Annotated in this window: 22 protein-coding genes and 2 pseudogenes; 21 read left to right on the top strand and 3 right to left on the bottom strand. The window is 33.2% G+C overall.

Features of this window, described 5'->3' with window-relative positions; translation table 11 throughout:
• From WMO19_RS01500 to WMO19_RS01435, 14 genes and pseudogenes are all read left to right on the top strand, one after another.
• Positions 1-114, top strand: a pseudogene (locus WMO19_RS01500) (23S rRNA methyltransferase); the annotation flags it as partial.
• 153 nt (positions 115-267) lie between these two features.
• Positions 268-885 carry a class I SAM-dependent methyltransferase gene (locus WMO19_RS01495; RefSeq protein WP_349169921.1) on the top strand — a complete coding sequence of 206 codons (618 nt, stop codon included), beginning with the start codon at positions 268-270 and terminating at the stop codon, positions 883-885.
• Between the two features lie 57 nt (positions 886-942).
• Positions 943-1,450, top strand: a pseudogene (locus WMO19_RS01490) (hypothetical protein).
• A 641-nt stretch (positions 1,451-2,091) separates the two neighbouring features.
• Positions 2,092-2,505: a DUF5301 domain-containing protein gene (locus WMO19_RS01485; protein WP_349169920.1), complete on the top strand. Its 414-nt coding sequence runs from the start codon at positions 2,092-2,094 to the stop codon at positions 2,503-2,505.
• Between the two features lie 454 nt (positions 2,506-2,959).
• The gene (locus WMO19_RS01480) at positions 2,960-3,715 is read left to right on the top strand and encodes a transglutaminase domain-containing protein (protein WP_349169919.1); all 756 of its coding nucleotides are present in this window, start codon (positions 2,960-2,962) and stop codon (positions 3,713-3,715) included.
• A gap of 131 nt (positions 3,716-3,846) precedes the next feature.
• Positions 3,847-4,023, top strand: coding sequence for a hypothetical protein (locus WMO19_RS01475; RefSeq protein ID WP_349169918.1), 177 nt, complete (start codon positions 3,847-3,849; stop codon positions 4,021-4,023).
• A gap of 241 nt (positions 4,024-4,264) precedes the next feature.
• Complete coding sequence (locus tag WMO19_RS01470) at positions 4,265-4,939, top strand: DNA alkylation repair protein (protein WP_349169924.1); 675 nt, start codon at positions 4,265-4,267, stop codon at positions 4,937-4,939.
• 133 nt (positions 4,940-5,072) lie between these two features.
• Positions 5,073-5,495, top strand: coding sequence for a hypothetical protein (locus WMO19_RS01465; protein WP_019124351.1), 423 nt, complete (start codon positions 5,073-5,075; stop codon positions 5,493-5,495).
• 158 nt (positions 5,496-5,653) lie between these two features.
• On the top strand, positions 5,654-5,875 hold the full coding sequence (locus WMO19_RS01460; RefSeq protein WP_205051055.1) for a DUF3784 domain-containing protein: 222 nt from the start codon (positions 5,654-5,656) through the stop codon (positions 5,873-5,875).
• A 335-nt stretch (positions 5,876-6,210) separates the two neighbouring features.
• The gene (locus WMO19_RS01455; RefSeq protein WP_349169917.1) at positions 6,211-6,819 is read left to right on the top strand and encodes a class I SAM-dependent methyltransferase; all 609 of its coding nucleotides are present in this window, start codon (positions 6,211-6,213) and stop codon (positions 6,817-6,819) included.
• 201 nt (positions 6,820-7,020) lie between these two features.
• Positions 7,021-7,659, top strand: a complete 639-nt coding sequence (locus WMO19_RS01450; RefSeq protein ID WP_036731205.1) for a DUF6796 family protein — start codon at positions 7,021-7,023, stop codon at positions 7,657-7,659.
• An 83-nt stretch (positions 7,660-7,742) separates the two neighbouring features.
• Positions 7,743-8,570 carry a class I SAM-dependent methyltransferase gene (locus WMO19_RS01445; RefSeq protein WP_349169916.1) on the top strand — a complete coding sequence of 276 codons (828 nt, stop codon included), beginning with the start codon at positions 7,743-7,745 and terminating at the stop codon, positions 8,568-8,570.
• A 55-nt stretch (positions 8,571-8,625) separates the two neighbouring features.
• The gene (locus WMO19_RS01440; protein ID WP_349169915.1) at positions 8,626-9,252 is read left to right on the top strand and encodes an L-2-amino-thiazoline-4-carboxylic acid hydrolase; all 627 of its coding nucleotides are present in this window, start codon (positions 8,626-8,628) and stop codon (positions 9,250-9,252) included.
• On the top strand, positions 9,249-9,740 hold the full coding sequence (locus WMO19_RS01435; RefSeq protein WP_349169914.1) for a methyltransferase family protein: 492 nt from the start codon (positions 9,249-9,251) through the stop codon (positions 9,738-9,740). The genes WMO19_RS01440 and WMO19_RS01435 overlap by 4 nt, the downstream gene beginning before the upstream one ends.
• 145 nt (positions 9,741-9,885) lie before the next feature.
• On the opposite strand, the gene WMO19_RS01430 is transcribed toward WMO19_RS01435, so the two are convergent.
• Entirely contained in the window at positions 9,886-10,356 is a 471-nt protein-coding gene (locus tag WMO19_RS01430; protein ID WP_349169913.1) for a hypothetical protein, read from the bottom strand.
• Between the two features lie 370 nt (positions 10,357-10,726).
• On the opposite strand from WMO19_RS01430, the gene WMO19_RS01425 reads away from it, so the two are divergent.
• Positions 10,727-11,503, top strand: a complete 777-nt coding sequence (locus WMO19_RS01425; RefSeq protein WP_349169912.1) for an S-layer homology domain-containing protein — start codon at positions 10,727-10,729, stop codon at positions 11,501-11,503.
• A 117-nt stretch (positions 11,504-11,620) separates the two neighbouring features.
• Entirely contained in the window at positions 11,621-13,114 is a 1,494-nt protein-coding gene (locus WMO19_RS01420) for a hypothetical protein (protein WP_349169911.1), read from the top strand.
• A 173-nt stretch (positions 13,115-13,287) separates the two neighbouring features.
• On the opposite strand, the gene WMO19_RS01415 is transcribed toward WMO19_RS01420, so the two are convergent.
• A complete protein-coding gene (locus WMO19_RS01415; RefSeq protein ID WP_349169910.1) occupies positions 13,288-14,196 on the bottom strand; it encodes a DMT family transporter in 909 nt (302 codons plus the stop codon).
• 344 nt (positions 14,197-14,540) lie between these two features.
• On the opposite strand from WMO19_RS01415, the gene WMO19_RS01410 reads away from it, so the two are divergent.
• The 4 genes from WMO19_RS01410 to WMO19_RS01395 all read left to right on the top strand — a co-directional run bounded on the left by WMO19_RS01410 (position 14,541) and on the right by WMO19_RS01395 (position 18,705).
• Positions 14,541-15,131, top strand: a complete 591-nt coding sequence (locus tag WMO19_RS01410; protein ID WP_349169909.1) for a TetR/AcrR family transcriptional regulator — start codon at positions 14,541-14,543, stop codon at positions 15,129-15,131.
• Between the two features lie 99 nt (positions 15,132-15,230).
• Entirely contained in the window at positions 15,231-17,024 is a 1,794-nt protein-coding gene (locus WMO19_RS01405; protein WP_349169908.1) for an oleate hydratase, read from the top strand.
• Between the two features lie 206 nt (positions 17,025-17,230).
• Positions 17,231-17,752 carry a GNAT family N-acetyltransferase gene (locus WMO19_RS01400; protein ID WP_349169907.1) on the top strand — a complete coding sequence of 174 codons (522 nt, stop codon included), beginning with the start codon at positions 17,231-17,233 and terminating at the stop codon, positions 17,750-17,752.
• 32 nt (positions 17,753-17,784) lie between these two features.
• Positions 17,785-18,705: a carbon-nitrogen hydrolase family protein gene (locus WMO19_RS01395; RefSeq protein WP_349169906.1), complete on the top strand. Its 921-nt coding sequence runs from the start codon at positions 17,785-17,787 to the stop codon at positions 18,703-18,705.
• An 87-nt stretch (positions 18,706-18,792) separates the two neighbouring features.
• On the opposite strand, the gene WMO19_RS01390 is transcribed toward WMO19_RS01395, so the two are convergent.
• Complete coding sequence (locus WMO19_RS01390; protein WP_349169905.1) at positions 18,793-20,280, bottom strand: helicase HerA-like domain-containing protein; 1,488 nt, start codon at positions 20,278-20,280, stop codon at positions 18,793-18,795.
• Between the two features lie 119 nt (positions 20,281-20,399).
• On the opposite strand from WMO19_RS01390, the gene WMO19_RS01385 reads away from it, so the two are divergent.
• A complete protein-coding gene (locus WMO19_RS01385) occupies positions 20,400-21,146 on the top strand; it encodes an AAA family ATPase (RefSeq protein ID WP_349169904.1) in 747 nt (248 codons plus the stop codon).
• Positions 21,147-21,321 lie beyond the last annotated feature (175 nt).

The raw sequence follows: 21,321 nt of genomic DNA, 5'->3' as shown, positions 1-21,321 counted from the left end.
GAATTACGAGAACATTACAACAAGTCTAAAAAGGAGAAACAAATTATTCCACAGTGTACACCTGAAAAAGAAGAAGCCATCATGGATGCTTTGAGACACTTCAAAATGATTTAATAGAAAAGAATGACAGCATATGACTTTCTGCATTTATGACATTCCTACTTGGTATAGGAACAGCTATTATTCCTCTCTTACGAGGTATGAATTAGAAAATAGGCTCAATATAAAGATTGATAGGATCCTTTTTATATTTAAAGGAGCGTTGAAATGATTGATAAAAGCAATAAAAAATTTTGGGATAAATTTGCTAAGCTATATGCTCCTTTCATGAAAAAAGACAAAGGAGTATATGATAAAGTATGCGAATACATTCGTCCTCATTTGAATAAAGACATGGAGGTGCTTGAACTCGCTTGTGGATCAGGACAATTGTCGTTTAGTCTTTCAAAGCATACGAAAAGTTGGATCGGTACAGACTTCTCCGAACAAATGATTTTAGAGGCTAAAAAGCGTGGGGAATACGAAAATCTTACATTTGAAACAGCCGATGCAACAGCATTATCCTATTCGCATGAAAAATTTGATTGTGTGTTAATTGCTAATGCACTTCATATTATGCCTAAACCGGATGAGGCAATGAAAGAAATATATAGGGTGTTAAAACCGAATGGAACTTTGTTCGCCCCCACTTTTCTATGGAAAGAGGGAAAGCAAAGAAAAATGATAAAAAGGTTGATGTCTATTATAGGATTTAAGATGTATCAAGAATGGGATAAAAAGGAATTTGAAGATTTTATTAAAGAATATGGATTTTCAGTAGTTGAAATGAAATTGGTATATGGAGGTCTTGCACCGATTGGTGTGATGAGAGCATATAAAAAGTAATATTAAATTATTATTTACAAAGTAATATGAATTTAAAAGCAACAGGGAGATGATTTTATGGATTTAATACAGGCAATTCTTGTCGGAATTGCTATAGCAGCTATTTTTAACGGTGCAGTGGCTTCTTTGGTACTTATTAATCCAAGATTCTTTTTGGATTCTTATCCAAAGGCTATCCAAAAAATAGCTCCGAAACAAATGACAAAGCAAGAGAAAAAGATAAACATGACACTTACTATCATTATTGTGGGAGTTTGTTTTATTTATTCAACAATAAGCATTTTACATTCAGGAATCGTTGGCTTTTGGAATATATTTTGGATGGGATATATTCAGTGGAGTATATTAAATATAGGAGATTTTTTTGTTATTGGATTGTCTCTTATTTCAAGGAAAATATAAAGAAAAGATAGTTATTCCAGGAACAGAGGGACACAAAGATTATGAGTTTAATAATTGGATGAAACATTTGGCAATTCGAGAACATTTTTTATTAGTTCCATTTTTTCTTGTACCAATTATAGCTACAATTCAAGCTTTGTTTGTTGGATTTTTAGGAAGATAAATTTAGAGTTGCATAAACAATTTAATAATTTGATAAGAGATACCATAAGAACAGAAAATCAAATCGGTTTACTATTTTTTCTTTGCTCAAAATTAGAAAGAAAGGTGCAACATAGTCAAGTATATGGACACAATTTTTAAATACTTCTTTGCAGCTACACCATAAATATCATGTAAAATAGCCGAATCAAAAAAACTATGATTGAAACAGAAAAATATGATAGACCTTATAAAATCAATAGGTTTTGTGCATAAAGATACGACGGTAGGAGCAGGTGTTGGTGGGCTTGATCGCTTCGTCCATGCCTCGTAGCATGGCGAGGCGATTGCCCTTCTTACAAAAAACTAAGGACTTGATCATGCCAAGAATCTCCAAGAGAAGCGCCCGCCAGGGTGATTAGATTGGCAAGGTTCGACGGCTGAGGCGATTACACTTTTGTCCAAACCTTATGTGATAAAAATCTAAATGTTGAAATTGAGGTGGATGATCTTGGCTCGATAGGTATCGAAAGTAAAGCTACATATGCACAAATCAAGGAGTATATTTTAGAAAATTTGATTTTAAAGGTTTCAGCACGATTACACAGATTAATAAAGTGTATGAGGGAGCATGATAATCAATCGAAAGGGGAGATGATAACTATGAAAAAATATATTGGAACAGCATTAGTTTTAATAACTATTTTGTCATTAACTGCATGTGGTAGTAATAAAAAAATAAATCTACCAAAAGCCGAAGAAGTAAAAGAAATTGAAATTATGAAAAACACTTCAGAAGATAGTTTAAAAATTGAGAATAAAGATGAAATATATGCCATAATTGAAGATATTGATGAAAACACCAATGATACTGGTAAGGAAAGTGTTAACGATCAACCCACAAATATTAATGATTATATTATCGTTAAATTTCATCATAAAAATGAAGAAGGAAGTTCAAGTATTACGTATTTATATAAAGACAAAAACAATAGTTATGTTGAGCAGCCATATTCAGGCATTTGGAAATTAAGAGAGGAAACATTTGATAGAATCAGTAGTAATTTGATGAAATAATGATATTCAGCCACCCAAATTTATCGAGCTTATCACCTTCATCTATTCCCATATACCAAGCTTTTGAAAAATCATTAAATTTATCCATACTGACCACTCAAGTTACGTTGAAGCCCTAACCCTATTGGTACGAGATTCGCACAGAGAATCGAAGTAGCGATAGAGGTAGGTCTCATGCCAAGAATCTCCAAGAGAAGCGCCCGCCAGGGTGATTCGATTGGCAAGATTCGACGGCCGAGGCTATAGCCATCTTGTCTAAACTAAATCCAGGGGACTACTTAGATTTTTAAATAGGTGACGATAAATGAGGAGAAATAGAATTTAAGAAAAAAGCAATAGAAGATGCGTTTAAGTATTTTGGAATGGTGTAAGAAATACCTACATTTAAAGATTCTAAAAGAAGCTTATATCTTATACCAGCTAAGAAGACTAGTATAGAAAAAGGGAAAATACAATGGTAAAATGTAAGATTTTAACAAGTAAAGAAGAACTTGGGTCGGTTGTCAAAAAAGTTTTCTATGAAGCTAAAGATAAGGAAGCTTATAAGCCCATAACTATAAAAATTAATGAAGAATTAAAAAATTTTTTAGAACAAACTAAGGGAAGGCATGGAATAGATAAAGAGTTTTTAATCCCAGGCAGTTCAACCTTAAATAATCTTTTAGTTGTTCGTGTTGAGGATATAAGATATGAAGGCGACTATTATGAATGTGACTTATTGGTCCAGTTTTTTGCAGAAAAAGAAGATTTTAAAGATTTAATGGAGCTTGAAGAAAAGATAAAGGGGAAGCTAGATGATGGATTAACAGATTTAGAAAAGGCTGAATTTCTTAACACCTTCATTACCGAGAATATTAGCTATGATAAAGAGCACAGATCCAGGTCTGCTCTTGCTGCTGCTATAAGTCACAAGGGAACCTGCGTTGCTTTTTCTCAACTTTTTCAGATCTTAGGAGAAGCAGTAGGCTTAAAGGTAGGGTGCATTAGTAGTAATGTCATGAAACATCGTTGGAACTATGTAATCATAGGTGATGAGACTTATTATATTGACACCACTTTTAATGCAACGAATAATAAGTCAAAAAAACTTTTCTTCCAAACAAGTCCTATTCATTTAGAAAGAGGAGCCGATCAAAAAATAGCTGTACCAATTATAGACCAATATAATTCTAAGAAAAGCTGTTTAAAACAATTAAAAATAGAATATTAAATCTTCACTTTTGGAAATCCTAAGCTTACAGTTTAGATCCATAAAGAGCTCATGAAGGAGACAATTGTTGAAAAAACCACAGATATTTTTGATTGGGCTATCAAGGAAAGTGAAGATGTACAGGAGTTAGCTTGGGAGAAGTGCAATCCATAGATTATTCTTGGGGAGAAATAGATATAAGAACATCTCCAGTTGATAAGTTTGAATTGAAAAAATCATATGCCTTGGAATCATCCTATGACATTGATATAGAACCAGATGACATAGACTTAGCAGATACAGTGACAATGGTATGGGAAATAAAATAGTAGGGGAATAAGCTTCGCTTACAGATTTAAAATAGCGAAACTTTTAAATAAACTAAAGAGAATATAGGAGTTATGAAATCTACTAGTTGATGCTAAAAGCAAGGATTCATGTCAGCCTTTTCCAAAGAAATGCCAGTGGATAGGAAACATTGCCTGGTGAAAGCTGGGGCAGAGACTGTAGTATTTATGATAAATATTGTTGGTATAGCGTCAAATTAGAATTTTATGGAGAGTGAAAGAAGTGAATATCAAAGAAGAATTATTGGCATTGCAGGATATTTCATACGCTGATTTTCAGGCGAAATTGACACCAAATATACCGAGAGACCTTTTTATAGGAGTAAGAGTTCCTGAACTCAGAAAGCTTGCTAAAAAAGTTGCTGAGGAGCCAGAAACATCTAAATTTCTTAAGGATTTACCGCATAAATACTATGACGAAAATATGCTTCACGGACTCATCATCTCTGAAATTAAAGACTATGATGCCTGCCTTGTGGCAGTTGATGATTTTCTGCCTTATGTAGATAATTGGGCTGTTTGCGATATTATCTCTCCTAAGATTTTCAAGAAGAATAAAGAAGCACTTTTGGAAAAAATTAAAGAATGGTCTCTATCGGAAAAGACCTATACTTGCCGTTTTGGAATTGAGATGCTGATGTCTCACTTCCTTGATGATGATTTTAAGCCTGAGTATTTGGAGATACCTCTTTCTGTTATTAGTGAAGACTATTATGTTCAAATGATGATTGCCTGGTTTTTTGCAACTGCTTTGGCAAAAGAGTGGGATGCGACCATAAAATACATTGAAGATCAGCGCCTAGATCCATGGACTCACAATAAGACAATACAGAAGGCGCGTGAAAGTAGGCGCATTACACCGAAAGAAAAAGAATATTTAAAGTCGCTTAAAGTATGACGAATTTCAATAGATAGTGGACTTTAACTTGCACATCGTATGGTTCTATTGATTGCAAAAATTTGGAGTTAGATTGAGAATAACTTTTAATTAACTTAGCAGTAGAAATAAGAATGTGAGGTCTTATGATAAAATGAAAAAAGCAATAAAATTAATAATAACGATTATTTCAATAATTGCCATGTATTTTGCATTTGATTACTTTTCTGTTACAAGTCCAAAGCGTGTAAAATTTCATCAATTAGATGAATTTAGACAAGAAGTATTGGAGAACTATAATGTTTCTGAGATAGATATGTATTTTTCTAGACCAAGTCTTTTTATAGAAATCAACTCAGAAGAGAAACTAACTAATGAAATTAGAAATGAGATTATTGAAAAATTAAAACCAATAATTAACAAAACAAATATGGATATAATTTCAGAGAAATATTGGGGCAAAGATACATCACTTTTCTACGTACGTATTTACTTTAATGAAATAAAAGAGAATACAAAAATAAAATATTTAGAAATAGAACTTTCTCAAAGCAAAGATTATAAAGATTGGAATTAGTCAAATATTGGTACTTGGTATAGATTTTTTAGATTTAATCGAAATTTTAAATATGTGGAGAAAAAAAAGGGAATTCAAAAAGTTAGTAAACTACAATTTGCTCTTTGAGAAATTATAAAAATATTTGTTTGCATACGAAATTTTAATAGAGGTGTTTAATGATTTTACTAATGATAATACTTTTAGTAGTGGGAGTCGCTTTTACTACATTTGGTTATTTTATTTATTTTAAAGAAAAATATAATTTGATTAATGGCTTTGAATCGGATTATAAATCTGGAAGAAAATCAGAAACCTATGCTAAAAAGGTTGGTTTAGTAGAGTTTATGATTGGAATCATACTTGTTGTAGTTGGGTTTTGCATGTTCATAATTAAATAACAACTCCTAATTTTGTTTATCTGTTATTTTTAAGGATGCATCTCCTTATTCCAATGAAAGCAAGGAACAGGCAAACAGAATTAGTTTTTACATACTTAGTGAGCAGTCTATTAATTTAGAGCCTATTGCATTGACGTCAAATAAACATAATAAAGGCTAATGGCTTTTGGGATTAAAAAAAAATCTTAGAAGCCTTTATTTTTTTGCAAACTAAATTGGGAAGAAATTTAAAGCTTATATTTTTTAAATATATTCTTTTCTTGTAAAAATTTTAAATCTAAAAAGAGGAAAGGTGATATAATACCGATGATAATTAGTATCAATGGGAGGAGTAAATGTTTAAGAGTTTTTTTGAGAATTTCATATATCCAAAAGACAACTTTGGCGGCAGATTTATGTTAAAGAGCATGAATAAAGGCCATGAAAAGCTAGCACGGTGGGGAAGGTCTTACTTAAATATTGATAAAAATTATACTGTCCTAGATTTGGGCTGCGGCGGTGGAAGGAACATAGAATATTTTTTAACTAAAGCTGATAAGGTTTATGGGCTTGATCACTCAATTACAAGTGTAAAAATGGCAAGTGAAATAAATAAAAAAGCCATAGATACTGGAAAATGTAAAATATTGGTAGGAGATGTAAAGAACCTTCCTTTTGAAGAAGAATCCATAGATATTGTCACAGCTTTTGAAACTATTTACTTTTGGAATGACATAGAAAAATGTTTTAAAGAAATTTATCGCGTCTTAAAAAAAGAGGGACAGTTTTTAATTTGCAACGAAGTCTCCTCTAAGGAAAGAAGAGATGTAAAAAAACTGTTGAAGATGATAAATTTTGAAATTTACAAACCCAATGACTTGACAAAAATGCTTAGAGAATTAGGTTTTTCCTGCCAATATCATTTAGACAGAAAAAAACAAATGGTAGTTATTGCAAAAAAATAAGATAAAAAAAGGCAAGGCATAAAATATGAAAATCACAGTTTTTATTTCAATTTATTTAAGCATCCTATGAAAAGTTTTTGCTGGAAAATACGAATATGACTACACCATAGAAATAATGAAAAGAGCAAAATAATTTATCAAAAATTAATGGTAAATCAAACTTATAATTGATTTCATCTAAGAGAAAGAAGGTGTTTAACTGTGACTTTATACAAAAGTATATTAATAGGTCTCTTGGGTTCATTCTTGATGTTTTTAGGAGATATGATTTTATATTATGATTCTAATGATTACGATGGACAGGATACTATAAATAATATTATTGGCATAATGAAAAATGTCAGCATAAAAAGATTATACCTTGGTGGTCTTTTAGGTCCAATATGTGCCTTTATATATTGTATTGGATTTTATCATATTGTTTTGGCAACACAAGAAAAGTATTTAAATGTCGCTTGGTTTGTATTTTTAATAAATATTTTTGGCATGATACTAGGAGGCACTTATCACATTCAATGTGCCTATCTAGGTCTTTTATCAAGGCACGAAAACAAGGGAGCTTTTGACGAATTTTTAAAATTTTTAAAATTTCAAGCAAAAATAGTTTTTGGAATTTTGGCTTTAGCAAACATAGCCCTAGCATTGATAATTTTATTTGGATTAATAGTATTTCCAATCTGGCAAGCCTTATTTACACCAATATTTCTTTTAATTTTTACTCCTCTTGCTGAGAGATTGCCAAAGGGACTACATATGATCATTCGCGGAGGCTGGTTTAACCTAATATATTTCATTTACTACTTAACTTTATTGATACAATATAACAATGTGAATTTATAAGCTTATTTAAACAGGAATTAAAATTATTGTTTTAGAAAAAAAGAGAATTTTTAAAAAATATATTATTTACAGGAGAAAATTTTATGAAACAATTAAATTTTTCTGATGACACAAAAGTAAAAGCTGACTACAAAAACTGGGTTCCCGAAAGCTTGTTAAGGAATTTAATATTTGCAAGTCTTGTGGTTTTTATTCTTTTTATAGCCTTGGGTGTCAGTGATTTTGTATTTAGTGGAAGAACTCGTCTTATTTGTGCCCTTATCCTTGGCCTTGCAAGTCTGATACTTATTTTCTTTGCAAACTGGATGGGATTACTACATAGGACTTTTGATTACAATGGAAAAAGAAAACTTGCAAAAATAATTATAGAAAGGACTGCAGCTTATGTAATAATTCCTGATGAAGGCTTAGGACTTGACGTTGGCTGTGGTAGCGGCGCACTTTCCATAGCTTGTGCAAAGAAAAATCCAAAGGCGACTATGGTGGGCTGTGACATATGGAGTGGTTCATATAAAAGTGAATTTTCTAAAAAACTCTGTGAGGGCAATGCAAAATTAGAGGGAGTAGAAAATGTGAGATTTGAAGAAGGAAATGCAGTGAATCTTCCTTTTGAAGATGAAAGTTTTGATGCAGTGACAAGCAATTATGTTTATCACAATATTGCAGGGCAAAATAAACAAAAACTTTTAATGGAAACATTTCGTGTACTTAAAAAAGGTGGAGTTTTTGTTATTCATGATTTGATGAATAAGTCAAGATACGGAGATATGAATGAGTTTATCAAAAAGCTTAAAAAAGATGGCTACCAAGATGTGCGATTAATTGATACAACAAGGGGTCTTTTTATGGGTCACAAAGAAGCTATCTTGCTAGGACTTTCTGGCTCAACTCTTCTTATTGGAAGAAAATAATAAAGTTATATAAAAATTAGTATAAAAAATTTTGAAAATTGATGGGGTATGTAAGATGAAATATAAGAGTTTTTATTTCTTATTATTTAAAGGACCAATGAAAAAGGTTCTTATAGAAAAGTATGATAAAGCATATGCTTCAGAAATTATTAGAAGGAGCAAAATAACTTATCGAGAATTAATAGAAGAAGCAGATGATATTGGCAAGGATAATCCCATGGCATACAATGAGATCTTCGCCCTTGTCTTTGTCGCTCCCTACATAGCAAGCGAGAAGAAGATTCCACCAGAGACCATTCAGGAAATGATGCGCCGCTCTCTTTATTCTGTCAAATGGTTTTTTTCCTTGTTTGATCTCAATACTAAGATGGGGAAAAAAGCCAATAAGAAAAATATTATTAAGTATTACAAGTGGTACACACCAGAAAAAGAAAAGCTCTATCCAACTTCTTTTAAAGTCGACTTCGAAGGTCAGCCCTATGATGGTGCTTGCTATTATAGAATTACTCGTTGTCCAATATGTACCTACACCAAGAAACTTGGCGTCTTTGAACTGATGCCCCTATTTTGTGAGCTTGACGAAGTGATGATTAGTCTTCAACATGGAGTTCTTCACAGAAAAGGAACCATAGCAAAGGGAGCAGATTGTTGTGATTATTTTATCACAGGTGATAGAGAATGAAGTCACAAGAATTTAAAATGCCTGCTTTTGGAGTTGGACCCATATATGTAATAACTTGTTTAATTCTTACCATAGGAGGGATATGCCTTCATCTCAAAGGATACCTATATCAAGGAGAGCTAAGAGAAGGGAAAATATTTTTTTTAATAGCGGGGACTCTCTTAATCCTTTTCGGCATATATTTATGGCTACAAGCAGTTATAGTCGAGAAAATAAATAAAAAAGTTAAAGAGAAAAAATTGATAACAAGTGGGGTCTACAGTTTTGTAAGGAATCCTGTTTATTCGGCCTTTATATTTATATTCACAGGCTCTTTATTACTTACAGCAAACTATTTTTTATTAATACTGCCTTTTATTTTCTGGGCCTTCTTAACAATACTAATGAAAAACACAGAAGAAAAATGGTTAAAAAATGAATTTGGAAAAGAATATGAAATATACTTAAGGGAAGTAAATAGAGTAATACCTTGGATTAGAAAAAGGTAATTAATTTAAAATAACAGCTACATTTATAGCTGTTATTTTTACGCAAATTTTTAGGTGATGTTAGCAAATATTTTAAACTTAATATTCACTCAAAGGAGGACAACAAGTTTTATTCTCTGCTTATTTTAAATTATTATCTTAAAGATTAATCGTAAGGAATAATATAGGATGGGTTGCTGAGGATTTTTTTAAGCTCTCCCAAAAGAAAAGGCAAAAATTCTGTGTAGGCTTTTCCTCCAGCTGGATAAAAAAGGTCTCCTATTTTAGGGAGAGAATGTAATCCAGCTTGGCTCAATTCAAAAATTAGACTTAATAAAATTGGGATAAGGGGCAAGAAGGCCAAGGCTAAAAAGTGGACCAAGTGGGATCTTGCTTTTTCTCTATCCTTTTTAAAAAAGTAGAACAAAGTGGAGAAGAGCAAGTACCAAAAGAGAAGAAATCCTCCTATTAAGCCTATTATTGAAAGCAGAATAAAGAAAATTCGAAAAGGCCACTGATAAGCAGGACCCTGAAAAAACATAGCCAAAGCAGAGTTAAGGGGACTGAATAAAAATAGAAAAATTCCTATTTTTATTAGCCCATAATAGTTTATATGAAAAAATTTATTTTTATTCATGGATAGCTCCTTAGATCATTCTAAATTAGGATCAAGCACAAGAATTTAAGGTCCTTCTAACTTACATGCTACTCTTTTGTTTTATGAATAGCAAATAAAAAGTTAGTAAGCATTCGATGAAATTAAATAATCTGTGTAAGAAACTTAAAACATAGACCTATGGTGAGCTTTAAAAATTAAATGCCCCATAATTTTACATTAATTTTGTTAACTAAGAACTAGGTACTTTTATATTCAAAAATTTCCAAAAAATTTTTTAAATGTTTATAAAAAATCACCCTTTTGGGTGATGTGCTAAAGGTCGACTTGATATAAAATTACTCTACAAGAATAAATTTTGACTAAAAATTAATTTCAAGGAGGTTGTAATATGAAATTTATGAGAAAAACTCTTGCTGGGACTTTTGCAACGATAATGATGATTTTTATTCTGTCATCAGGGGTCTTTGCCACAGAACTTGTGGGCAATGTCCAATATCCAGAATTTAATGACACATACGAAAACCCAGGCGATTTTATCCTTGGCGATATAACTGATCAGGAGCTTATTGATTATCTTGGCTTCAAGGACCTCAAGGCTGAGTCCTGGTACCTAAGGTATGTCTACATAGCATACTTCGATAAGATAATGAAGGGCAAGTCTAAAGAAATCTTTGATCCCCTTGGCAAGGTGACTATGGCAGAGCTTGCTTGCATCTCTGCCAAGGTCCACTCTAAATTAATGGTGGCAAGTTCTGATTTCAAGCAAGTAAAGGGCGAGGCTTGGTACATGCCTTATGTGCGCAACTGCTATGAAAATGGCATCTATACTAACGGCAAGGTTGATTCTGGAAAAATTAGTCTTGAAAAGGCTGAGGACTGGAATAGGGCAGCTAAGAGGTGCGAGGTTGCTGGCATGCTTGGTCGCTGCGACAACTTTTACAAGAAGGGCTTCATAAATCCCGATGTGCCTCTTACAGACATATCTGATGTCAAGGAAAGCACACCCTTTGCAGAAGAAATTTTGCTTTTATACAGGTCTGGAGTTGTAGTTGGCGATGTCAATATGAACTTTAGTCCAATGCAAAAGGTATCCAGAGCTGAAATAGCTGCCATGATTACAAGGCTATTGCACGACGAATTTAAGATTGGACTTCCAAAGGGTTAAGATTATTTAGACTATTTTATTTACATAAAGTCATGGCGCTGGTCTATAAAACGCAGAAACTTTTCTGCTATACTATAATTAAGTTAAGGGATACTTATTATTTATGTGAGGGATATTATGAAAAGAAATTTTAAAATTTTTATTATTATGATAGTGGCTCTTGCTCTCCTTGCTGGATGTCAGAAAGAGACCACTTCGGCAGAGGGACCAAGGGAAAATGCAAGTAATGCAATTGAAGCTAATGATGATAATCAGAAAAATGAAGAAGGTGAAGATTCCAAGAAGACTTCTTCTAAGGGTAAAGAGGATTTAAAGCCTGTTAAGGGGGCAATTATTGGTTCTATGTCTTCCTATGTAGAGGACAGGGAAATCTGGAATGACTTCATTGATGAAAAGAGCAAAGGATCTGCAAAGAGGGATGAATTTGGTCTTCATTTGCCAAGGATACTTTTGGACTCTAGGGATGCAAAGAAGGCCAACCAAGAGATTGACGAAATTGCAGATAATTTAAGAAAAATTTACCAGTCTGGCAAGGGAAAGATGGAGGAGGACGAAACTGGAATATATTCTTCATTTTCAGTTTACCAAGACGACCATGTATTGAGCCTAATGATTGAGATTTATGATACTTTGTATGATGATCCTCCAGGCTATTTTGCCTATAACTTTTCTCTGCCTGATGGAAAATTTATTGACGACTATGAACTCATGAATAATTTTGGCGTGGAAAAGGATGAGATTTTGGGCATTATTGAAGATAGCTTGAGAGAAGAGCAAGATTGGACTACTATGAACTACAACAATGACGTCCTTGACTATACCTTTATCTATAATCAAAACAACTCTACTGGTTTGATTTTCAAGGAAGTGTGGGACAATTTCGAAAATAATGAAAATAAAATTTATATAGACGAAGTTGGTAAAGCTCACTTCCTCTTAAGTCAGTATCCAATTGTAAACATGGTCCCTTGCCCAGTAACTTTAGAGCTTAAGGCAGACAGATTTAATAGGGATCCAATTTCTGCTGAGTATTTGAAAATGGCGAGAAAGCTTGGCATAGACCCCAAGGACAAAAACCACAAGGCTTTTATAATCCACCTTGGCGCTGCCTTTGATGAAGAAAGTTTATCTGCTACTCTTGAAAAACTAAGTGCATGGACAACTATATTTTTAAATTTTGATGACCCTAATATGCTTGTTTCCATGAAACAAAGCGAGGGTGGCGACATGCCATACTTAAATGGAGAGGAATGCTACCTTGTCATTCCTAAGTACAGGAATGCCTCTGTTTCTTTAGAGGAATTGGAAATTTCTCAAGATGGAAAGTTAAAAGAAGTGCCAAATGAATTGTTAGATTTTAATGCTTGTGCTGGAACAACTTTTGTCTGTCAAAACATTAGTGACATCGCTCCAAATGGAAAGATCACCATAAGGTACAGAGACGATGTAATAGAATTTTCGCCTTCCATTAGTTTGAAGGATGGCAGCCTGATGCTTCCTGAAGGAGTTACTGATGCAGAAGATATCCTCGATTGGAAGAGCCTAGCACAAGAAAATATTTATTCACCAAGAATGTTTGAAATAATGAAGTCTATAATTGGGAAGGGTTAATAGTTTTAATGCTTTGGTTTGTGAAGGTAAGTTAAATAAAGTAGTGACAATTTATAAAAAATAGAAGGATAAACATAAAGGCACTTACAAAAGTAGGTGCCCTTTGTATGCCTAGATTTATAAGGCATAATGTTTAAAATTAATTTTATTATTTGAGCCATTTTATTTTACGATTAGGCTTTATCTTCTCTAGGCTTGTCCTTTACTGAAAGGAAAACTGTTAAGATAATGCAGAAAAAGCCGGCTAATTCTACTAAAGAAAATCTCATTCCCAAAAATATGGAAGCAAGTAGAGTAGCAGAGGCTGGTTCCAAGCAACCTATTAGGGTTGCCTTAACTGGCCCAATATGTTTTACGCCTTCAAGAAAAACTGAAAAGCCAAGGGCTGTTCCGATAACAATTATTATGGCAATCATTAGCCAAGCTATGAAGTCAAGATCCTGGGGTAAGATCCAAGCCTTGGTCAAGATAGATATAAGGAGGCCGCCTAGAAGCATGCCCCAACCAGTTACGATAATATTCCCCCAAGAAGCTATGATTGGCCTGGAAAAAAGTGTATAGGTTATAACACCTACAGCTGAGAGTAATCCATAAATAAGTCCAGCTTTTGAAATATTCATATTTCCTGGATTTCCTCCAGTGGAAATTAAGTAGGTTCCAAAGACAGCCAAGAAAACTGCTAAAATTTGAGAAAATCTCATCATAGTTTTTGTAACTATGGACACAAATACAATCATTATGACAACATTAAGACTTTGCAAGACTGTTGCCGTTGCAGAATCAGAATATTTTATGGCACTGATAAAGGCGTACTGGCACAATAAAAGTCCTAAAATAGCAAAGGCAAAGAGGCAAGCTAGGTCCTTTGGAACAGTCCAAATTTTTAAGACCTTATCCTTTTCTTTAAAGGTCCCTAAAATTAATAGTAAAATTCCTGATAAGACCATTCTAATTGCCGTTACCCAAGATGAATCAATATCATAATTCATAAAAAGATATTGACTGCATACACCAGAGATGCCCCAACTAATAGCACCAAAGGATGCAAAAAACAAACCTTTCAAATTACTTTCACTATTCAAAAAATCTTTCCCCCTAGATGATAAATAAACTTTTTTTATATTTTAAGTAAAAAATTTCTAATAAAAATATAATCTTATAATGTCAATGATAAGAAAGAGTGGAAAAGCCTATAAGAAAAATTTGAGTTTATTCTTTCTTCTTTCTCATAAGCCTACGTTTATGAGAGAGATTATAGTATACTTTAATGTAAAAGACAACAAGTCTGACTTTTATTAGTATTTTATTGAAAATTATTTTTTTAATATCAAATTAAATATTATTTTTTTATCTCTTTCTCAATTTTAATATTTCATAAATTGGGCAAGTATATAATAAAGAACATTATTTTAGGAAGGGGTCTTATATGGCGAAAAATTATACTAAAGATTTGATAAGAAAAGAATTTATTAAGCTTTTAAATAAAAAGAAATTACATAATATTACTGTTACAGAATTGGCTAAGGCATGCAATATTGAGAGAAAAACTTTTTACTATCACTATGAAAATTTGACAGAATTGGTAAAGGAGATCTTTGATGAAGAACTTGAAAGAGTAATTGAAGAATTTAATGAGACCTTATCATGGGAAGAAAGTTTTATTTTAGCGGCTAAATTTATTTTAGATAATAAAAAAGTTGTAAAGCACATTTATGAGTCTGAATATAGAATGGATCTTGAGAAATATATTTTTTCTATTTCAGGAGAAATTATGAAAAAATATGTCATTCGAGTAGCCAAGGATACTAAGGCGCAAGAAGTTGATATAAAATTAATTGCTTATTTTTATCAATGTGCCCTTAGTTCTTCCCTTATTCAATGGGTTGCCACTGATATGAAAACAGATCCAAAAGCTGTTACTCGTAGGATTGGAGAGTTAATGGATGGAAATATTTTACTTTCTTTAAAGAGAAGTGAAAAACTAGAAAAATTCACCCAAAATTTTGATATTGAGTAAAAGTTACCCAAGTAGGCTCTTTTGGTAGATGATTCTTTATTTTATAAATGTTTTAATGAATACAGAAGGAAAGATAAAGAACTATTAAAGGAGGATATTATGGAACTTAAAACTCATGATAAAAGACTTAAATTAACTAATGGAGATTTTCAAAGATTAGTTAAGGCTAGAAAACCAGAAGGTATTGAAGAAAAATCTGCATATCTAGTTGGAACAGGAATTGCAGCACTTACTGCAGCTTGCTTTTTAATTAGAGATGCTCACATGGAAGGTAAAAAGATTACTTTCTTAGAACAATTAGATATTCCTGGTGGTTCACTTGACGGTGAATACATGGATACTAGAGGATATGTTGCTCGTGGTGGTAGAGAAACTGGGGCTCACTTCGAATGTCTATGGGATATTTGGAGTTCTATCCCAAGCTTAGAAGATCCAGAAATGAGTGTTTTAGACGATTATTTCTATACTAACTACGACGATCCAAACTTCAGCAACTGTCGTATTACTCACAAGCAAGGTGAAAGATATGATGATGGCAAATTTAATTTAACTCAAGATCAAGTTAAAGAAATTGCAGAACTTTGTATGACAAGTGATGAAAATCTTGATGATAAGGCAATTGAAGATATTTTCTCAGATGGTCTTTTAAATTCAGATTTCTGGACTTTGTGGAGAACTATGTTTGCCTTTGAAAATTGGCACTCTGCACTAGAAATGAAGTTATATTTAAACCGTTTTATTCATCATGTTGGCGGACTTACAAATTTATCTGCCCTTAAATTTACAAGATATGACCAATACAATTCAATTGTAAAGCCTATGGTTAAGTATCTTGAAAACCATGGATGTAAATTCCAATACAATATTAAAGTAACAGATGTAGATTTTGATATTTCTGAAAACAGAAAGGTTGCTACAAAAATAATAGCTGAGGATAAAGACGGAAATGATAAGTCTATTGACTTAACAGAAAATGATTTATTATTCATCACAAATGGTTCTATGACAGAAAATTCTAGTTATGGTGATGACAATACTCCAGCAGAACTTTCAGATGAACAAACTGGTTGCTGGGAAATGTGGAAAAACATTGCTAAAAAATCAGATGACTTTGGTAATCCTGAAGTATTTTGCTCTGATGTAGAAAAGAGTAATTGGGAATCATGTACAGTTACTTGCCATGATGACTCTGTTCCAAAATATATTGAAAAAATTACAAAGAGGAGTCCTTACGGTGGAAAGACTGTAACAGGTGGTATAGTAACTTGTGTAGATTCAAGCTGGCTTATGTCTTGGACAATAAATAGACAAGGACAATACCCAGAACAACCTGAAAACGACATTTGTGTTTGGGTTTATGGTTTATTTACAGATGTTGAAGGCGACTACATCAAAAAGAAAATGAGAGATTGTACAGGAAAAGAAATTACAAAAGAATGGTTATATCATATTGGAGTTCCTGTAAATGAAATTGATGCACTTGCAGAAACTTGTACAGCTGTACCAGTTATGATGCCTTACATTACAGCTCAATTTATGCCTAGAAAATTTGGAGATAGACCTCTAGTTGTGCCAAAGGAAGGAGTAAACTTTGCCTTCTTAGGACAATTTGCAGAAACTCTTGACGATCCAGGAAGAGATACAGTATTTACAACAGAATATTCTGGAAGAACAGCTATGGAAGCAGTTTATGTGCTTTGCGGCGTTGAAAAAGCTGTGCCAGAAGTTTATGCTTCAAGATATGACATAAGATATCTTCTAAATGGAATGGTAGCACTATCAGATGGCAAAAAACCGGAACTTCCACTTAGCCCATTACAAAAAATTAAACTTGCAAAACTTATTAAAGGTACAGATATAGAAGAAATGTTAAAAGAATTTAATATAATTTAAGAGATTAATTATAGAGGAAAATTGGGGCGGGTCTATCGTCCCTTTTTTATACTTTAGGGGCAGAATTTTCATTATGACAACAAAAAGCTTTTAGGATTAGAAAATCTTAGGAGCTTTTTTTCTGTAATTTAATATATAATAAGATTAAGTACACAAACAATGTAATTAAATAAAGTGACAAATAAATTTTAAATTAGGATATTGATATGATAATAAGAAAAGCAGAGGCAAGGGACCTAGACGCAATTGAAAGCATATACAATAAAATATTATTAAAAGAAGAAGAAGGCGAAGTTACTACTGGCTGGGAGCGAGGAATTTATCCAAGGCGAGAAACAGCTGAGGCAGCTCTTAAAAGAGAAGATATGTTTGTTATAGAAGATGAAGGATCTATTGTTGGAAGTGGCGTGATAAATAAAGATCAGCTAGATGTCTATGAAAGGGGAAAATGGAAATTTGCTGCCAAAGATTCAGAGGTCATGGTCCTTCACACTCTTGTAATTGATCCTGATAAAAGTGGCAGGGGTTACGGAAAGAGATTTGTAGATTTTTATGAAGACTACGCTAGAGAAAATGGTTGTAAGTATTTGCGTATGGATACAAATGAAAGAAATAAACCTGCACGCTCCTTATACAAAAGTCTAGCTTTTGATGAAATTGATTGTCTCTCTTGCATTTTTAATGGACTTGAGGGTGTAAATCTAATTTTATTTGAAAAAAAGCTTTAAAATTATAAGTAAATTAAAAATTGGAGAGGGTTATGAAAGATATTAAAAAAATTTGTAGGGTCGCCTTGGTGCAAGCTGAGCCAGTGATGTTTGATAAAAAGGCATCTTTGGAGAAGGCTCTAAAATATATTGAAGAAGCAAGTAAAAAAGATCCAGACTTAATTGTCTTTCCTGAACTTTTTATTCCAGGCTATCCCATTGGCATGAATTTTGGTTTTAGCATGGGGAAGAGAAGTGAAGGTGGACGAAAAGACTGGTTGCGCTATTATAATGCATCCCTAGTTCCAGGTGATGAAGAATTTCAAGAACTAATAGAGGTCTCTAAAAAATCTGGAGCCTACATAAGTTTAGGATTTTCAGAAAGAGATCCAGTTAGCGGCACACTTTATAACAGCAATGTTATTTTTGAACCCAAGGGAACTTTTAAAATACATAGAAAATTAAAACCAACTGGAAGTGAACGACTTGTTTGGGGAGATGCCAACAAAAATTATTTTCCAATTACAGAGACAGCCTTTGGTCCTATTGGCAGCCTCATCTGCTGGGAGAGTTACATGCCCCTTGCTCGTGTTGCTCTCTATGAAAAGGGAATTACAATTTATATTTCGCCTAACACCAATGACAATCCAGAGTGGCAGGCAACAATTCAGCACATAGCAATAGAGGGCAAGTGCTTTTTCATCAATGCCGACATGATTGTCAGGTCTTCCTCTTATCCAAGGGATTTAAATGAAATAGAAGCCCTAAAGGATTTGCCGAGCCTTGTGTGCAGAGGTGGCAGCTGCATTATTGACCCATACGGACATTATTTGACTGAGCCTGTTTGGGATAAGGAAGCAATAATTTACGCAGACCTTGACATGACTTTAGTGGCAGCCTGCAAGATGGAGCACGATGCAGTAGGACATTATGCCAGACCAGATGTCTTGGAACTAAGGGTCAATGACAAATAAAAAATATGTGAAAAAATTTAGAAGAAAGGGACAAAAAAGACTGGTAGATAAAAGAATCCGCCAGTCTTTTTTGTGATTTAAAATAAATTATCTTCTTTTTTTCATTGAGCCAAGCAGACCTCTTGCGATTTCTCTGCCTATACTTCGTGTAATTGTTCCTAGCATGGAGTCTATACCCTTGTCAATGTAAGATTTTTGCTTGCGAGAAGATTTTCTTTCTTTTTCCAATTCCCTCTCGCGTCTTTCAATTTCTTTAAGCCTTTCTTCTTCTAGCTTTTCTCTTTCTTCTTGAATTTTTTCTATTTCAATTCTCTTAAGTAAAACTTCGTAGGCAGATTCTCTGTCGACCATATCTTTATACTTTAAATAAAGATTTGAAGATTCTACTAAGTTTCTATATTCAGCATCCTTTAAAGTAACAAAGGATGAGTGTGGGGGAAGAATGAGAGCTTTATCTGCAAGGCTTGGTGCGCCACTTTCATCGGCAAAGGAAACTATAGCTTCGCCAGTCCTAAGATTTATAATCTCTTCCTTTAAATTCATTGAGTCGTCTTGCCTAAAGCTATCTGCAACAGCGTTAATTGCCTTTAATTCCTTTGGAGAGTAGGCTCTAAGTTGATGGACAATTCTGTTGGAAAGCTGTGAAGAAACTTCTTCCGGTACATCAAGTGGATTTTGCGTAATGAAGAAGACTCCAACGCCCTTACTTCTCACAAGTCTAACGACTTGAATTATTTTATCCTTTAAAACACTTGGAGTATTGTTAAAAAGCAGGTGGGCTTCGTCAAAGAAAAACACAAGCTTAGGTTTATCTAAGTCCCCAACTTCTGGGAAGTTTTCATAAATTTCTGATAGGAGATAAAGTAAAAGCATTGAATATAAAAGTGGATTTGAAATTAACTTATTGGCATTTAAAATATTTACAAGACCCTTGCCAGATGCATCAGTCCTCACTAAATCATTGATGTCAATGGCAGGTTCGCCAAAAAACAAATCTCCACCAGCATCTTCAATGAATAATAATTTTCTTGAAATGGCAGAGAGACTTTGACTTGCCACATTGCCATAATTTTTGCTGACTTCATCTCGATTGTCGTTTACATAATTTATTACTTGTTTTAAGTCCTTTAAATCAATTAATAAAAGGCCTTCGCTGTCGGCAACTTTAAAAATTATATTTAAAACTCCCATTTGTGTGTCGTTTAAGTCTAATATTTTTGAGAGCATAAGAGGTCCCATTTCAGAAACTGTAACTCTTAGGGGAATCCCCTTTTCACCATAAATATCCCACATAGATACAGGATAATTTTTAAATTCAAAATTAGAGATGCCTAACTCATTAAGTCTATCTTGTAACTTGTCATTCATCTCGCCAGACATGGAAATATTTGCAAGGTCGCCCTTGACATCGGCAAGAATTGTTGGCACTCCTGCATCAGATAGACCTTCAGTTAGGACCTTTAGGGTGACAGTTTTTCCAGTTCCTGTGGCACCGCTTATTAGTCCATGTCGATTTACTTTATTTAAAAGAATACAATTTTCTGATTTTCCCTTTCCAATTAAAATTTTGTCCATGAGAACCCCCTTTATTATGAAAGTTATTAGCTATTTTTATTATAGCAAAGATTGCAAAAGTTCACATAAAATAAATTTTAAAGAATGATATAATTAATTAAAAGATTGAGGAGGATCTTATGGAATATGTAAAGAAAATTTATGGAGTAAATAGAGAGGACCTGCCAGGGGATTCTTATCTTAGAGAAATTCCCTTTTTAAGAAATTTTAAGGGTATGGACATAGATAGTCCTGTAACATTTTTTGTAGGAGAAAATGGAACAGGCAAGTCCACACTTCTTGAAGCCCTGGCAGTAAGACTTGGCTTTAACGCAGAAGGCGGTTCAAAAAATTTTAATTTTGCAACAAAGGAAACTCACTCTATTCTTGGTGATATTTTAGAAATAGGAAGAGGACCAGGCAAGGAGAGGGATGGATTTTTTTTGAGAGCAGAATCCTTTTACAATCTTGCATCAGAAGTTGACAACTTAGCAGGAGGTGGATCCTCTGATTTTTATGATTTTTATGATTCCTATGGAGGCAAGTCCCTTCACTTTCAATCCCATGGCGAGAGCTTTCGCTCCCTTATCTTAAATAGATTTAGGGGCAAGGGCATTTATCTACTAGACGAACCAGAAGCAGCCCTTTCGCCAACATCAATAATGTCTATCTTGTGCATTATCCATGAACTAGAAAAAGATGATTCACAATTTTTTATAGCAACACACTCGCCAATTCTCTTAGCTTATCCTAATGCGAAAATATTTGAATTTTCTGAAAGTGGCATAGAGGAGAAGACCTATAAAGAGACAGAATCCTATAGCATCACAAAAACTTTTTTAGATGACCCAGAAAAGATGATTGACTTATTATTTAATGAAGAATAAAATTAATATTTTTTATTTAGAGAAGGCTTAGGCTTTCTCTTTTTTATTGAGGAATATAGAAATTTTTTTACAAAGTCAAAGAAATGTTTATTTTTTGTTTATGAAAAATATTTTTTATTTACCTTAAAGTAAGCTTGTGGTAATATTGCTGTGGTATCTTTACACATAGTTAAAT

Source organism: Peptoniphilus hominis (ex Hitch et al. 2025), assembly GCF_040096015.1.
Classification (GTDB): Bacteria; Bacillota; Clostridia; order Tissierellales; family Peptoniphilaceae; genus Peptoniphilus_A; species Peptoniphilus_A hominis.
The sequence above is the reverse complement of the archived record's forward strand: the minus strand, read 5'-3'. Positions and strand labels throughout refer to the sequence as shown.

What these genes read in the sequence shown, in the direction of transcription:
- WMO19_RS01395 (WP_349169906.1), top strand. Translation starts at nt 17,785, where the DNA reads ATGAAAGATATTAAAAAAATTTGTAGGGTCGCCTTGGTGCAAGCTGAG.
- WMO19_RS01440 (WP_349169915.1), top strand. Translation starts at nt 8,626, where the DNA reads ATGAAATATAAGAGTTTTTATTTCTTATTATTTAAAGGACCAATGAAA.
- WMO19_RS01420 (WP_349169911.1), top strand. Translation starts at nt 11,621, where the DNA reads ATGAAAAGAAATTTTAAAATTTTTATTATTATGATAGTGGCTCTTGCT.
- WMO19_RS01480 (WP_349169919.1), top strand. Translation starts at nt 2,960, where the DNA reads ATGGTAAAATGTAAGATTTTAACAAGTAAAGAAGAACTTGGGTCGGTT.
- WMO19_RS01435 (WP_349169914.1), top strand. Translation starts at nt 9,249, where the DNA reads ATGAAGTCACAAGAATTTAAAATGCCTGCTTTTGGAGTTGGACCCATA.
- WMO19_RS01405 (WP_349169908.1), top strand. Translation starts at nt 15,231, where the DNA reads ATGGAACTTAAAACTCATGATAAAAGACTTAAATTAACTAATGGAGAT.
- WMO19_RS01455 (WP_349169917.1), top strand. Translation starts at nt 6,211, where the DNA reads ATGTTTAAGAGTTTTTTTGAGAATTTCATATATCCAAAAGACAACTTT.
- WMO19_RS01495 (WP_349169921.1), top strand. Translation starts at nt 268, where the DNA reads ATGATTGATAAAAGCAATAAAAAATTTTGGGATAAATTTGCTAAGCTA.
- WMO19_RS01460 (WP_205051055.1), top strand. Translation starts at nt 5,654, where the DNA reads ATGATTTTACTAATGATAATACTTTTAGTAGTGGGAGTCGCTTTTACT.
- WMO19_RS01390 (WP_349169905.1), bottom strand. Translation starts at nt 20,280, where the DNA reads ATGGACAAAATTTTAATTGGAAAGGGAAAATCAGAAAATTGTATTCTT.
- WMO19_RS01385 (WP_349169904.1), top strand. Translation starts at nt 20,400, where the DNA reads ATGGAATATGTAAAGAAAATTTATGGAGTAAATAGAGAGGACCTGCCA.
- WMO19_RS01430 (WP_349169913.1), bottom strand. Translation starts at nt 10,356, where the DNA reads ATGAATAAAAATAAATTTTTTCATATAAACTATTATGGGCTAATAAAA.
- WMO19_RS01485 (WP_349169920.1), top strand. Translation starts at nt 2,092, where the DNA reads ATGAAAAAATATATTGGAACAGCATTAGTTTTAATAACTATTTTGTCA.
- WMO19_RS01465 (WP_019124351.1), top strand. Translation starts at nt 5,073, where the DNA reads ATGAAAAAAGCAATAAAATTAATAATAACGATTATTTCAATAATTGCC.
- WMO19_RS01400 (WP_349169907.1), top strand. Translation starts at nt 17,231, where the DNA reads ATGATAATAAGAAAAGCAGAGGCAAGGGACCTAGACGCAATTGAAAGC.
- WMO19_RS01445 (WP_349169916.1), top strand. Translation starts at nt 7,743, where the DNA reads ATGAAACAATTAAATTTTTCTGATGACACAAAAGTAAAAGCTGACTAC.
- WMO19_RS01410 (WP_349169909.1), top strand. Translation starts at nt 14,541, where the DNA reads ATGGCGAAAAATTATACTAAAGATTTGATAAGAAAAGAATTTATTAAG.
- WMO19_RS01425 (WP_349169912.1), top strand. Translation starts at nt 10,727, where the DNA reads ATGAAATTTATGAGAAAAACTCTTGCTGGGACTTTTGCAACGATAATG.